15 protein-coding genes and 2 pseudogenes are annotated in these 14,590 nt (G+C 27.2%); 10 read left to right on the forward strand and 7 right to left on the reverse strand.

The features are described 5' to 3' along the window. Window positions 1–224: 224 nt before the first annotated feature. From BM027_RS15555 to BM027_RS15570, 4 genes and pseudogenes are all read left to right on the forward strand, one after another. Window positions 225–476: pseudogene (locus BM027_RS15555) on the forward strand (kinase to dihydroxyacetone kinase). A gap of 421 nt (window positions 477–897) precedes the next feature. Next, window positions 898–1,665: an alpha/beta fold hydrolase gene (locus BM027_RS15560; protein WP_090093854.1), complete on the forward strand. Its 768-nt coding sequence runs from the start codon at window positions 898–900 to the stop codon at window positions 1,663–1,665. A gap of 83 nt (window positions 1,666–1,748) precedes the next feature. Beyond that, window positions 1,749–1,949 carry a TfoX/Sxy family protein gene (locus tag BM027_RS18955; RefSeq protein ID WP_423230340.1) on the forward strand — a complete coding sequence of 67 codons (201 nt, stop codon included), beginning with the start codon at window positions 1,749–1,751 and terminating at the stop codon, window positions 1,947–1,949. A gap of 80 nt (window positions 1,950–2,029) precedes the next feature. Further along, a pseudogene (locus BM027_RS15570) lies at window positions 2,030–2,242 on the forward strand (TfoX/Sxy family protein); the annotation flags it as partial. Window positions 2,243–2,382: 140 nt separating this feature from the next. Here BM027_RS15570 and BM027_RS15575 read toward each other — a convergent pair. The 3 genes from BM027_RS15575 to BM027_RS15590 form a co-directional block, all read right to left on the reverse strand. Beyond that, window positions 2,383–2,634, reverse strand: coding sequence for a hypothetical protein (locus tag BM027_RS15575; RefSeq protein WP_090093856.1), 252 nt, complete (start codon window positions 2,632–2,634; stop codon window positions 2,383–2,385). A gap of 485 nt (window positions 2,635–3,119) precedes the next feature. Next, a complete protein-coding gene (locus BM027_RS15585) occupies window positions 3,120–3,374 on the reverse strand; it encodes a hypothetical protein (protein WP_090093858.1) in 255 nt (84 codons plus the stop codon). A gap of 513 nt (window positions 3,375–3,887) precedes the next feature. Next, window positions 3,888–4,736, reverse strand: coding sequence for an AraC family transcriptional regulator (locus tag BM027_RS15590; protein ID WP_090093859.1), 849 nt, complete (start codon window positions 4,734–4,736; stop codon window positions 3,888–3,890). 617 nt (window positions 4,737–5,353) lie between these two features. Here BM027_RS15590 and BM027_RS15595 point away from each other — a divergent pair. The 4 genes from BM027_RS15595 (at window position 5,354) to BM027_RS15610 (ending at window position 7,925) form a co-directional block, all read left to right on the forward strand. After that, a complete protein-coding gene (locus BM027_RS15595) occupies window positions 5,354–6,289 on the forward strand; it encodes a tyrosine-type recombinase/integrase (RefSeq protein ID WP_090093861.1) in 936 nt (311 codons plus the stop codon). 359 nt (window positions 6,290–6,648) lie between these two features. Further along, window positions 6,649–7,065 carry a type VII toxin-antitoxin system MntA family adenylyltransferase antitoxin gene (mntA, locus tag BM027_RS15600; RefSeq protein WP_090093863.1) on the forward strand — a complete coding sequence of 139 codons (417 nt, stop codon included), beginning with the start codon at window positions 6,649–6,651 and terminating at the stop codon, window positions 7,063–7,065. Further along, on the forward strand, window positions 7,065–7,484 hold the full coding sequence (gene hepT / locus BM027_RS15605; RefSeq protein ID WP_090093865.1) for a type VII toxin-antitoxin system HepT family RNase toxin: 420 nt from the start codon (window positions 7,065–7,067) through the stop codon (window positions 7,482–7,484). Before mntA ends, hepT begins: the two co-directional genes overlap by 1 nt. A 228-nt stretch (window positions 7,485–7,712) precedes the next feature. Further along, window positions 7,713–7,925, forward strand: a complete 213-nt coding sequence (locus tag BM027_RS15610) for a hypothetical protein (RefSeq protein ID WP_090093867.1) — start codon at window positions 7,713–7,715, stop codon at window positions 7,923–7,925. A 103-nt stretch (window positions 7,926–8,028) separates the two neighbouring features. Here the strand turns inward: BM027_RS15610 and BM027_RS15615 are convergent, their stop codons facing one another. The 4 genes from BM027_RS15615 to BM027_RS15630 all read right to left on the reverse strand — a co-directional run bounded on the left by BM027_RS15615 (window position 8,029) and on the right by BM027_RS15630 (window position 10,827). Continuing rightward, window positions 8,029–8,541 carry a DUF4829 domain-containing protein gene (locus BM027_RS15615; protein WP_090093869.1) on the reverse strand — a complete coding sequence of 171 codons (513 nt, stop codon included), beginning with the start codon at window positions 8,539–8,541 and terminating at the stop codon, window positions 8,029–8,031. A 521-nt stretch (window positions 8,542–9,062) separates the two neighbouring features. Continuing rightward, window positions 9,063–9,710, reverse strand: a complete 648-nt coding sequence (locus BM027_RS15620) for an ABC-2 transporter permease (RefSeq protein ID WP_090093871.1) — start codon at window positions 9,708–9,710, stop codon at window positions 9,063–9,065. 5 nt (window positions 9,711–9,715) lie between these two features. Continuing rightward, entirely contained in the window at window positions 9,716–10,558 is an 843-nt protein-coding gene (locus BM027_RS15625) for an ABC transporter ATP-binding protein (protein WP_175560013.1), read from the reverse strand. A 38-nt stretch (window positions 10,559–10,596) separates the two neighbouring features. Beyond that, on the reverse strand, window positions 10,597–10,827 hold the full coding sequence (locus BM027_RS15630; RefSeq protein ID WP_090093875.1) for an AbrB/MazE/SpoVT family DNA-binding domain-containing protein: 231 nt from the start codon (window positions 10,825–10,827) through the stop codon (window positions 10,597–10,599). 416 nt (window positions 10,828–11,243) lie between these two features. On the opposite strand from BM027_RS15630, the gene BM027_RS15635 reads away from it, so the two are divergent. Both BM027_RS15635 and BM027_RS15640 read left to right on the forward strand, forming a co-directional pair. Further along, window positions 11,244–12,761 carry a GxxExxY protein gene (locus tag BM027_RS15635; RefSeq protein WP_090093877.1) on the forward strand — a complete coding sequence of 506 codons (1,518 nt, stop codon included), beginning with the start codon at window positions 11,244–11,246 and terminating at the stop codon, window positions 12,759–12,761. A 277-nt stretch (window positions 12,762–13,038) separates the two neighbouring features. Continuing rightward, window positions 13,039–14,157 (forward strand): hypothetical protein, encoded by a 1,119-nt coding sequence (locus BM027_RS15640; protein WP_090093879.1) that lies wholly within the window; start codon window positions 13,039–13,041, stop codon window positions 14,155–14,157. Window positions 14,158–14,590 lie beyond the last annotated feature (433 nt).

The raw sequence follows: 14,590 nt of genomic DNA on the forward strand, positions 1-14,590 counted from the left end.
GCATGAGCAAGTAAAGAATAAGATTCCTGAAGAACATAGCAAAGCAACGATTGAATGGTTTAATAATATTAAATCAAGGCAAGTTTAAGATTCTTAAGATGATTTTATAATTAATGTAGATTGTGTAATTTTATTTAAAAATTGAATAATGTAATATTTATAAAATACGTTATAATTTATAAGTGTATAAATAGTAATTTATAAAACGTAAAAGGAGAATAATTATGCTTGAATACAAATTTGATACGCAGTTATTAATTGAAGGAGAGAATCTTTCAGAAGATAAAATAAACGAATATATTACAAAAAACATTGAAGGTGATTGCTTACTTGCGGTTGGTGATGAGGAACTGATTAAAATTCATTTTCACACAAATACTCCATGGAAAGTACTTTAGTATTGTGCTTCTTTGGGAGAAATTTATGATATCGTTGTAGAAAACATGGAACGCCAAGCCAATGGTCTTCAAGGTTAAACGCATGTTTTTCTTATATTGTGCAACATCAAGAGCAGAAATGCTCTTTTTTATTGTTTAAAAATAGGGCACATCTAGTATTAAACCTTATTAGAACAGATTTATGGAATATAAAACTCCTTATGTGTTTATAAGAATATTATTACAAAAGCAATAAGGAGGAGATCTTGATGTTCTTCTTTACAGATCTGGAACGATAATTATATGTACAATATGCTACAATTAATTTAGAATATTTTTATAAAGTGAACTAACAATATATTAATATTAGACATATGAATTTGGAATAAGAAATGTTTGACAACAGAACATATGTTTGCTATCCTATCTATAGAATAATTAAAAAATATATTAATTGTTATTATATTTAACCTATTACATGAAATTTTTAAGTTAAATATAATAGGTTAGGAGAGTAAAAATGTCGCTGATTGAAATAAATGGAGTAAACTTAAACATTGAAATACAAGGTCATGGGGAGCCTTTAATACTTATACATGGACTTGGTTGTGATAGTACACAATGGAGTAACGAAATTCAGAGACTTTCTAAAAATTTTAAAACAGTTTTATTAGACTGTAGGGGACATGGAAAATCTGATAAACCAGATAGTTATACATTAAATGATCATATTCAAGATATTTTATCTATAATGGATGCTTTTAAATTCACAACTGCAAATCTTTATGGAGTTTCAATGGGAAGTTATATTGCACAAGGCGTAGCAATTTCACAACCTTATAGAATAAAAAAATTAATCTTGACTGTTCCTAAATCAAATGGTTTAACATCATCAACTCAAAGATTGATTGATGAGCATGCAGCAGACTTAGAAAGACTAAATGAACAAGAAAAATTAATCTTTTTTTATAAACATATGGCATATAATCCAGAAATATTTTTACAATATCCTAATCTTCTTAAAAACTCATTAACACCTAAACAGACTCTAGCCGCAAATAAAGCATTAGAAGGTTTTGATTATCGAAGTGAATTGTGCAAGATAGCAGCCAAAACTATTGTTATAAGTGGTAAATATGATGGGCTAAATCCCCCTTCTGATGGAAAATTATGTGCTTCACTGATACCAAATGCAACCTTCATTGAAATGAAATATTCAGGGCATATACCTATGCTTGAGGAACCAGACATATATAGCAACATAATTGAGAAATTCCTAAGTAACTAAATTAAACAGATTATTAAAAGATGAGAATCAATTATAATAGATAGTTCATTTTATTATTACTGTCTATTACTGGAGGTAAAATTATGGCTTCAAATTTAGAGTTTGTAGAATACGTTTGTGAACAAATTAGTGATTCTGGAACTATAACCTATAGAAAAATGTTTGGCGACTATGGAGTTTATTGCAATGCAAAAATAATAGGATTAAGGCATATTAAAGAAAATAACAAGTCAAAGATGCGACGTATATTTCGTGTCAGACAAGGAGATGAAATCATCTCATAGCAGGGCTATGGGATGATTTCACCGACGCAGTATGACGTAAAATAGACTAGCATACTGACTTGTTATTTATTTTAATGTGCCTAATTTGTGATAATCAATTTTTCTTGAAGATAACAAAAGCTGGTAAAAATCTATTGCATGAAATTATAGAAGCACCTGCCTATAAAGGTGCAAAACCATCCTTTTTAATTGAATCTTTAGATGATAGAGATTTTTTAGCTAAACTTATTGTTGCAACTTATGAAGAGTTGCCAATGCCAAAACCAAAGAAGAAAAAACACTATAATTACTGACTTGACAATTTCTTATTAAATATCATTATAAAGCCATATAGTTTATAACATAATTTGCAATATAATATGTTATAAACTACATGGCTTTTTTGTTACATCTTATGTTATACTATCTGTTCTTTAGATATTTCTAAGCTTGTCTAATCTTCTTTTTTATCAAAAAAATAATATCCATATGATATAATCAACCACATTAATATAACTATTCTAATATCTATATTAAATAAATGTTGTAATAGTATTAAAGTTGTTGTAACAATAATGTATGAAAAGTCTCGAACATGTTTATGATATGTTTTTAATTCAAAACTAGCTTTTTGAATCTTAATTAAAAACAACATTAAAATACATTCACATATACACACTAATAAAAAATATTCAAATTCAAACATCTTTAATATGCTCCTATTGGATCAAACTAACTTGTATGAATATTATCATAATTTATACTGCTTCTATAGCTTACTATAAAGTCAATCCATCTATTATTCATTTCATTAAACTTTTTATACCTTAATGATTTTAAGTTATCTAATGATATTCTTTTCTAAAACCTCTTACTTCATCAATAAAACCTAAATTTTTATAAAATTTATGTGCTTCTTTACGAGTAGCAGATGATATAAGAATGGAGTATGCACATCTCTTTATAAATTTCACTTGATTGTTGCACTAAGTTATTATATGGAGTGAGTTCCTTATATAATTCTAATAGTTGTGGAATATCTTCAATTTTCAATTTTTCTATCATCACTATTAACTTCTTTCTCTATAACTATTTTTAAATTTAATATTTGACTCTGCTTTAATATTTAAATACATCTCACTTTAATCCTACTTCATTAGATACAGATATAGACTATATGAAGATTGTTCTTTAATTATTATTTATTTTAGATTTATTTTGGAAAAATAAGATAATAGCACTTATCAAAACTACTGCCTCTATGAACATAACCACTGTACCTACATTAGAAATTAAATACTTCTCCAAGAAAATTATTCTTAATAACTCAAATGTAAAAAACATGCAAAATAGTAAATTATAAATCTTTCTTCCTTTATAAAACGATTGAGCATTAATCACCAACATCGTGCCATATAGAACAATGTGAAATATATCGTCAAGCATAAAGCCTACCCCCTGTGTAAAAAATTAATCTAAATAAGTAATTAAATGATAATACGATACAATTCCAACATAACTTTTAATTAATTATACCATTATATTCTATAATATTACTGTTTTTAGGATTATATACAAGGAACTACCATATCGCCAACACTAATTGCACTCAGTACCCAATATATAGTTATTCTTTTAAATTTTAGAATAAAAGTTTTAGAATAAGAGTTTTAGAGTAAGAATTTTAGAGATATTAATCTAATAAATATAAGAAAATTTTAATATGAGTATTTTTGATTATATGCGTATTTAACTGAGTTTAAATTGATATTTAATATGAAATTCAAATAAATAAAAGTTACAAACTTTGTGACACTATCTGGTACTTAATTTATAACAAATAATGTATCAAAATTTGTAACTTTCATTGTAATAAAAATTGTTATATTCATATGTAGCTTTTTTAGAGATGGAATCTATTCTAGAACAGATGTTTTTAAATAAATTTAACCATCTCTTTTACTTCTTAATAGGAATCCAAATCTCACATCTGTAATCGGTCGAGTATATATCACCTTCAGGATAAACCTCAAGCTCTGGTGCACAAGCATGTTGATATCCTGCAGATGGCAACCACTCTGTAAATATCCTTTTGGTAAGATCTTGTATAGCTTCTGGAAGTGCACCAACTGATTCAAATATAGCCCAAGTTGCTGCAGGTATAGTTGCTAAAATATATCCTTTTGGAAGGGTATCTTTGATTTCCTCAATTCCTATCATATAATTAAATTCATCTTTACAAAAATCCTTACATATACCTAGGACACCAAGCTTGCCTGCTTTTGAGCTAGTCCACTGGTATGAACCATCCTTCATACAATCATTCCAGAATTTAGGTACTTGTTCGAAGTTTTCTCCGTCCACCATAGTTATCCTTGTTTGTTTACCTACTACTTTAAAGCTTCCTTTATCAACAATCTTATAATTCATATCTTTCTCTCCTTTTATTGAAATGTGAAAGGATAGTTTAGGATATGCCTTGAGATTTACTCCCGGCTCCCGAGCTGCAGTCGGACTCATTCCATGCATTTTTCTAAAAGCTTTTATGAATGCTTCCGGTGTTTCATATCCATACTTATAAGCTACATTAATGATCTTTTCACCAGATATAATATCTTGTGCAGCGAGTGTAAGCCTTCTTCTGCGTATATATTCAGCTATTGTAACACCGGTTATCATATGGTACATACGCTGAAAGTGAAACGTGGATGATAATGCAATTTTCGCCACCTTTTCAATATCAAGCTTTTCAGTAATGTTAGCCTCCAAATATTCTACTGCCTTATTCATTGAGTCAAGCCAATCCATAAAGCCACTCCTCTCTGTTTCTATATTAAGTGTTTTCTACTTAGTTGTCCTGTCTTTAAATGCTACCAGATGATAGGTTTTAATTATGTAGTTTTTATCTGATCTATAATACTAACTTACCAGTGCGATTTAATCATTATGATTATTATATCATTGAACATCATTTTTATAAATTTATACACATATATCCCACAATTTAAATAGAAACTATGTTTTAGAAGAGTGGCTGTCTCAGAATTATCAAGTGAAGCAATAACAAAGAAATAGAAATAACATTTATTAAAGAAGACTAGAAAAATTTCGCTAAGACTTTCTAATATTTAAAGTTGTACCCATAAAAGATTGCTCCTAATATGCATTAGGACAATCATTTATGGAACAACTTCAAATGAATAAACTCTAAGCTTATTTTTCAATGCTTCTTCCACAAATGTTATTTCTACTTTTTTAAATATACATCATATCATTAAATGATTTGTATTATGATACAGCTCCAGTTTTAAAAATTATATATTAATAAATGATATAAAAGCGTTAGCTACCTCATCTTTTTGATATAATAAAATAGAGAATAATAATAACAGTAAATATAAATAAATAGAGGAGTAAAGCTGCAAATGATGAGAGAAAACATTCCAGAAGTAGTAGGAAATTATTTAGATTATTTATCTACAATTCAAGAAAGAGCAGATAGTACAATTGCAGGTTATAAATTAGATTTAATTATGCTTTTTAAATTTTTAAAACATAATAAAGATTTGAGTTACAAAAATTTTAATGAAATTGATATTAGTGATATAGATGAAGAGTTTATAAGAAATATAGAACTTAAAGATTTATACTCATTCTTAGGATTTACTAAAAATAACAAGAAGAATAATGCTTTTACTAGAGCTAGAAAGATTGCTACTATAAAATCATTTTTTAAGTATTGTCAAAGTAAGGTTAAGATTTTAGATAATAATATAAGTCTTGAACTTGAAAGTCCCAAATTACCTAAAAAGCAGGTAGCTTATTTGAATTTAGATGAGAGTGAAAAGTTACTAGGATCAATAACTGGGAGAAATAAAGATAGAGATTTTTGCATAATAACATTGTTTTTAAATTGTGGTCTTAGATTAAATGAGCTATGTAATATAAAACTTGAGGATATTAGAGACGATATTTTGGTAGTTATGGGAAAAGGGGATAAGGATAGAACAGTTTATTTAAATGATTCATGCATAAGAGCTATTAAGATTTATCTCATACACAGAAAGAATGTAAACAATACATATCTTTTCATAAGTGAAAGAGATAATCACATAAGCAAGAGAAGTATTCAAACTATAGTTAAAAATAATCTTAAATCAGCAGGGCTTGATACACATAAGTATTCTACTCATAAATTAAGACATACAGCAGCTACACTACTTTATAAATATGCAAATGTAGATATAAGAACTATTCAAAAAATCTTAGGCCATAAAAACATTGCAACTACAACTATTTATACTCATGTAGATGATGAAAGTGTAAGAAAAGCTATAAGATTAAATCCACTAAATAAATAAGAGATGGAATGTAGATAGAATTAAAAAATCACTTAGGATAACTAAATCCCAAGTGATTTTTTTAAAATTGCATTACCATCTAATTTAATTTGTTTTTTAACATTTCTATATCCTCTATGCTTAATCCAGTACCCTTTGCTATGGTGTTTCAAAATATAAGTTCTTATAGTAAAGGACATGAAAAAAATATAGCAATGATACTAGATTTTTACATAATTACTTATTTATTAAGGAGTAATATTAACTTCTAAATGATGCGATTATTTCATAGAGTTTATAAAATAAATAATATAGGTTATAATTGAAATGAAAAGATTTATATGATAGGATTGTTTTTTCATAGTTAAAGGGGTGAAGTTATGGTTAATATAGATACAAAAATAAATGATTTAAAGAATTATTTTAAAAGCAATGATAATATAGTAGCAGCCTGGTTTATAGGCTCATATGGAACAGTGAATCAAACAGAAGATAGTGATATTGATATTGCATTATTATTTGATAAACCAACTGGTATTATTGATGAAATGGATATATCATGTAGAATTAGTGAAGTTCTTGATTTTGATAATATTGATAGTATTAACCTTTTATCTGCACCTATAACATTACAATTTAAGGTCATAGATGAAGGTAGAAGTATTTATGAAAAAGATTATTATAAAGTTTGTGACTTTATGGAAGAAGTTTTTAATAAATATAGAGATGAAAAGTATTATTTGGATAGATTTATGAAAGATTTCTATGAAAGTTATGGAGTTAGGAGTAGAGCTTAATGGAATTTGATAAAAATAAAATAGATCAGAAATTATTATTTATGGATACTTGTTTAAATAAATTAAAAAAACTAAGCACACTTGATAAAGATGCATTTATAGATGATTTTACAAAGGTTGATAGTGCTAAATATTTATTGCAAGTAAGTATAGAAGCAATGTTAGATATATCTAGTCATTTAATTGCTAGAAATAGATGGGGAAGACCAAAAGATAATAAGGACCATTTTCAAATATTATTTGATAATGGAATAATATTTGAAAAAGATGTATTAATATATTTTAATATGGCTAAATTTAGAAATAGAATTGTTCATATGTATTTTAATATTAGTGATGAAATGATATATGATATTGTTCAAAATAATATTAATGATTTTGAAAGATTTATCGGTAATATTGCAAAAGTAATTGTATAATTTAGCTTTTTGTTAATTAACATCTTATATTCCACTATTACTGGAATAAAATCTACCAAATAATTATACTAAAGTAAATGATTTTAAAAGCAGACAGCCAATATTTGTGTGAATATAAGGATTTATAATAATTGACTGGATTAATTATCCATAAATTGAGTATAATACATAAACTAACCAATAATAGTTGTGCTAAAAATAAATCACAATTTTATGGAGGAACAATAAATGAAAAATATTAAATTGCTTTACTGTATTTTAGGAAGTATAATTCTTAGTTTAGCAAGTACACCTATTCCATATAATACATTACATTATATACCAGTTATAGGCTTTACTTTGAGCCAACTTACTTATTATATTTCTTTTGTAGGAATTATTTTAACTATATACTTTGCTATAATGCTAATAAGAGAAAACTATAAATTTAAAAATGAATAATCTTAAAACTTAGACGAATTAACCATAAACTAAAAGGACAAGCAATGCTTGTTTTTTAGCTTATGGTTAATTATCAACAATGGTTTAAAACAAAGCATTAATTTTAAAATTCTCCAATCCCATCAATTTTCCAATCTCCTAAATTATTTTCCTTAATTAAAGTATATATTTTGTCATATGATCCACTATCTGCTGGTTCTTTGCTCTGATCTTTATATTTTATATTATAGTTAACAGTATATTTCTTTACATTTTCTCTTTTCACACTGTTAAATAATCCTAATCCACTTGTAAAATAACTATAATAAATTTCTTCATCTGTTATTAAATCTAGAGAATTTAATTCAATACTTTCTAAATTATCTAACCTAAAATTAATATTTTCATATCGTGTTGTGTAATAATTCAATAATTTTTCTTTATTGTGTTCATTTTCATATTTAAATGAATCTTTTATAACATCCTCTGGTGATTTTATAGGTTCGGATAATTCTATTTTTGTAATTTCATTATTAGTATTAGTATCAGATTTTTCACTACAACCAAACACAAAAATTGAAATCCCCAAAATAACTGATAATATAAACATACTTTGTAAGTATTTTAAAATTTTCATATACTACCTCCATCCTATTTATTATAAACTATTTTTATAATTCATTATCTATATGTTGCACTAAAGATTCTTCGTCAAATTCATATAACACTCTAAATTTTAATGTAGATTAATTATTACAACATATATCTATAAAAAAGGATTTAGACTTATTAGAAAATGAGGCTATTCTTTCTAAAAGTATTTTATCTGAATATAATAAATTATTAACTGAAACAACTGTAAGATAGTTTGAAGGAATTGACCAACAATTACAGCTCATAAGGGAACTCACAGGGGTGTTTCAAAATATAAGTTCTTCTAGTAAAGGACATGAAAAAAATCCAGCAAGGGTACTGGATTTTTACATAATTACTTATTTATTAAGGAGTAATATTAACTTCTAAGTGATGCGATTACTTCATAGAGTTTATAAATTGTTTACAGGCTCATATGGAACAGTGAATTAAACAGAAGATAGAGAATTAACTAACTTTACATTATGCTAATAATTATACTATTTTGCAAAGTATGATTCACCATCAAAGATCCAATTTATCAAAACTGTCAGACGACTTTTTATAAGCTAGCAAGGTTATTGCTGTATATAGGATAACACCTAGAAGAAATACCGGGATCTGTTTTGTCTGGTTTTCGATGCTTACACTGTCACAATAATCTCGCATATAAGGAATGACACGAAGCATTATCTCCGCTATCACGATATAAACAGCCATCATAATGGTTGACTTGACAAAAGGTACTCCGATTTTATACCCGCTCTTATAATATTGCGTAAGGAAAATAAAATTGAACAAGCCAAGCATGATAAATGACAAGCCTATGAATGCAACATTTGCTTCAATGCCGACCTGATTATTCATCGGAATGAATTTATCCCGGATAAAAGCAAATGGAATACAGGCGATGATCTGTGCAAGTTCAATGCAAACCACTAGATAAAATCTCGCCTTTACGATATTCCTTTTCCGAATTGGTAAGGCCATCATATAATATACATCATGATTTTCACGGTTTCCTTGGAATACAAAGAAAATTCCCAGACAGGTGTAGAAAAATGTGACATAATACGGGTAATTGGGAATACATAAAAGTGCACTTAAACTTAGGAAAATATATGCAACAGGGTGCATAGAAAGTTTAAACTCTTTATACATTAACTCTTTCATTGTCGTCACTCCTTCTCAATGTAAATCATGATAGATTCCAAATCAGCTGGTAAAATTTCTACATCTCCATCAATTGGAAGATTTTCAGTACGAACCAGTCCACAAAAACCATCCGCATGTTTTTTAAAACTTATCAGTTTTTTTATGATTGCCCCCGTAAGCTGCTTGGAACTTCCTTTTACAATCCTGTAAGCGTCCAGAAATGACTTCTTATCCGTACTTGCAAGAATCTCCCCATTTTTTATATAGGTAACATATCTTGCGCATTTTTCCAAATCCGATGTAATATGGGTAGAAAACAGGATGCTTACCTGTTCTTCTTCTACCAGGGTGATAAATAAATCAAGCAGATCATCTCTTGAAACAGGATCAAGTCCACTGGTAGGTTCATCAAAAATCAATAATTGGGCATGATGCGACAAGGCCAAGGCCAACTGGTATTTTACTTTCATTCCTTCAGACAACTCATCCACTTTTTTCTCCGTATCCAGATGAAACCGCTCTAAATATGCTTTATAAGCCTCCTCATCCCATTTTTTATAAAACTTTTTGGTAACTTCTGTGATGGTTTTCAATTTTTTCTTCGGATAGTAATTGACTCCCCCCGATACAAAACCAACTTTCTGCTTGATTAAAAACTCATTATCGGAAAAATCCTTCCCGAAAAATTTAATAGTTCCACTATCTGCATGAATATAATTAAGCAAAGCTTTTAATGTGGTAGTCTTGCCTGCCCCATTACGTCCGATAAAACCCATAATAGTTCCCTGTCTCATAGAAAATGAAGCATTCTTCAATTCAAATTTCTCATATCTCTTATTTAAATTTTGTATTGATAATACGTCCATATGCAATCCTCCTCTATTTGATTTCCTTAACTACTCTGTTATTTTGCTTCCTCCGGTTTTTTCTGTGCTGCAAAAATTTCTTTTGCAAACTGTAGATATCCATCATTTTGTACAATAGCAATCCCCTGATCTTTATCTGCTAGTAAAAGTAGCGTGTCCCCTGGTTTTATATCAAATAACTCCCTTGCTCCTTTAGGAATTACAATCTGACCCTTCTCTCCAACTTTCACCGTACACATAAATTTTCCTTCTGGTATCTGCATTGGCATAAATTATCATTCCTTCCAATATGATTTATTTTATTAGTATAAATTGTACTACTTGTATAACTTATACAATTTATTATACTTTTCGTTAAATTATATGTCAACAAAAAAGAAAAAGAACATTGTTACAGTTAGTGAACGTTCAATAAACTATTCATATGAATTTAAAATACGCTTCATTGAAAAATATCTTAAAGGAAAGTTACCTAGAGATATTTTTGCTCACTTTTCCAAGGCACAGACCCCTTTGTGAGTCTTACGAACTTGCTAAAGAACTAAACATTAAATAAACATAAGGTGATTAGATATTAATAAAGAAGCTAATTATATTAAAAGGAACATTAGCGTATGTTATAATTGTCTTAAAATATAGACATTATTTAAGATAAAATAGAAATTTTAAGAGGGGAAGTGAGATTGTGAGAAAAAGATTTAATACAACAGGAGTATGTATTCCTAGAAAGCATTATATGGTAGACATATCAAATAAGATAGATGAAATAGAAAAACTTGTAGAGGAAGAATTTTATTTTGTTATAAATAGACCAAGACAATTTGGAAAAACAACAACATTGAATGAATTATATAAAAGACTAAATAGTAAATATAGCGTAATAAGAATGGATTTTGAGCTTATAGGAGAAGATTTTGCAAGTGAGGAGAGATTTTGCGAAACTTTTGTAGATTATATGTCTAGATTTACTAATATAGATATAAGGAAAGCATCAACATTAACAGAACTTTCAAATAGAATAATAGATCTGACAAAAGATAATGAAATTATACTTATTATAGATGAAGTTGATAAAAATTCTAACAATAGATTATTTTTAAGTTTTCTTGGTATGCTTAGATCTTTATACTTAAGTAGAGAGCAGGATCTTGCTACAACTTTTAAATCAGTTATATTAGCAGGTGTGTATGATATTAAAAACTTAAAATTAAAGGTTAGAGATAATTCTGAAATAAGATATAATTCACCATGGAATATAGCAATTAATTTTAATGTAGATATGAGTTTTAGTGAGACAGAAATAGGAACTATGTTAAGGGAATATGCTGATGAAAATGAATTACCATTAAATATAGAACTTCTTAGTAAGGAGATATATAAATTTACAGCAGGATATCCCTTTTTAGTATCAAGAATATGCCAAATAATAGATGAGATTTTATTATGTGAAGATAAAAAGGAATGGACACTATTTGATATACAAAGAGCAGTAAAATTGTTATTAGAAGATAAAAATACATTATTTGACGATCTAATTAAAAATCTTGAAAATAACTCAAATTTGTATGAGTATTTGTATAATATCTTAGTTAGTGGTTTACAAATAACATACAATATAAATAATCCCACTATAGATTTAGGTCATATGTTTGGATATTTAGTAAAAGATAAAAATAACAACACTATTGTATCAAATCAAATCCTTAAAGAAGTTATTTACAATTATATGATATCCAAAACAGACACTAGAACAATGTCTAGATATAATTTTAAAGATAACTTTATAAATGAAGATAACACCCTTGATATGGAGAATGTATTATTAAGATTTCAACAGTTTATGAAAGAAAATTATAGTTCTAGGGATATAGAGTTTTTAGAAAGACAAGGAGTTCTTTTATTTTTGTCATTTATAAAACCAATAATTAATGGAGTAGGTTTTGATTATAAAGAAGTTCAGATTTCCGAGGAAAGAAGATTAGATATTGTTATTCAATATAATAAATGTAAGTACATTATAGAAACGAAAATTTGGCATGGAGAAATTGCACATAAAAAAGGTTTAAATCAATTAAAAAATTATCTTGAAATAGAGGGTTTAAATAAAGGATATTTATTAATATTTAACTTTAATGAAAGTAAACAATATAGCAATAGTGAATATTGTTTAGATAATAAAACTATATTTGAAGTTATTGTTTAAAGGAATTAGTAGATTATAACTTGAAAGTGAAGCTACTACTTTTTATTAATATTTTAGAATAAGAGATGGAGAACCGTACCATAAATAAATTAGGTTTTTAGCCTTAGGCATTGATATAACTTGCCTAAGGCTATCTTTACAAGTAAAAATATCTCATCATAAGTAAGTATTATTGTTTATGTGAGAAATATAGTATAATAATCGTTTGTCAAGATAACATGACTTATTTTTTATAGTGGAAAATAAATTAATAATAAATACAGAAATAAGGGTAAATATGAAAGATAAATTTAAGTATGATACACATAGAGACTATTTAATTAAAGAGTTTATATTTGATGATGAAATTAAACAAGCAGTAGCAGATATTGTTTTAATTTATAGAGATAAGTTTTTGCCTAATGGTAAAGACGAGAAATATATATCTGACAAACTGCTATTAATGAGAGCAATTCCATTATTAGAAGAATTAAAAGCATATTATAATAATGATATATGTATATCATGTGCAACTGGAATTGCAGTAGCCAGAAATACAAATTTTAATTTGAGAACACATGCTTTTTATTTTGAAAATGCTATCTATCGTGCAGCTAATGCTTGGGAGTATATTCATATATTAATAAATGAAATTTTGGATATTAATATGTGTGTGGGTAATGATATTAGGGAAAATACAGTTAATGCTAGATGCAGCAATATTTACTTTGAGCATACTAAACAAGGATATAAACTAAGAATTGAACCATATACTGGTCAAAAACTTCAAGAGGCTAAAAATAAAGCAGAGGAAGAAGAAAAATTATTAGAAGTTTCAATTAATAAAAAAAAGAGTAAATTTCATAAATTATTAAAGAAAAAGAGAACTATAAATAATAACTTTCAAATAATATTTGATTTATTTTATAGCGATGAGGTTAAAAAACTCTATGCATTTAGAAATGAATCAGTGCATAGAAGGCCAATTGGGGCAAAATTTTCAGTTGCTCCTTTAGAATTTATACCAGGACAAGGAATTAGCATAAATCCAACTGGATGGTTTATTTTTAAAGACACTGATATGTTATTGGAAAAAAATATGTCTATTTTGAAGGAAGTTATTCATATTATAACAGATATTATATTTAATCATGATATACCTAATACAAAAGAAAATGAAGGTAAAGTATATTATTGTAATGAGATAAAATGCGCTAAATGTAAAACTAGTTCTTTAGTGCCGGCGGAGATAGTAGACTTCTTTAATGAAAGAAATATTAGAGTGGCGTGTCTAAAGTGTGGAGGTAAGGATACTGTTATACAAGATAAAATAGAAGTTGATGATATGTGTTACTATGATAATTTTTGGAGTTATAATGAGATGGTAAAAAGGCATAGTAATGATATATTTAAGTAAATATGTAGACTTATTGGATAAAGAGGTATAGCAATTAAAACGTGATTAGGATGAGAATGTAAGAAATAATTCTTTACTTATGGAAACTAATGTTGAAATTTACTATATTTAAGATATATTCATATGTTGCTAAGGGGAATTGGAGCAGTAATTATTTTATTAGGTTTCGTCGGAATTCTATTGATGAAATCATTTCGGTGCGAAAGCATAAAATATAGAATTCCAATTAGGGACAGGCAGTTGCATATAACTATTGGAGTTGTTTAGGATACGTGGTTCTTTTCATGGAAAATATTCTATATCTAATTAATATAAAAAAATTATAGAGTCAGCATTGTATGCAGTAAAAGTATGAAAGATTAGTTAAACAAGTTGATATTAAGACTCAAATATATTTACTTCAATGCAAAGAAGTATTTACTTACACAGATAG

Source organism: Clostridium uliginosum, from assembly GCF_900112485.1.
GTDB lineage: Bacteria > Bacillota > Clostridia > Clostridiales > Clostridiaceae > Clostridium > Clostridium uliginosum.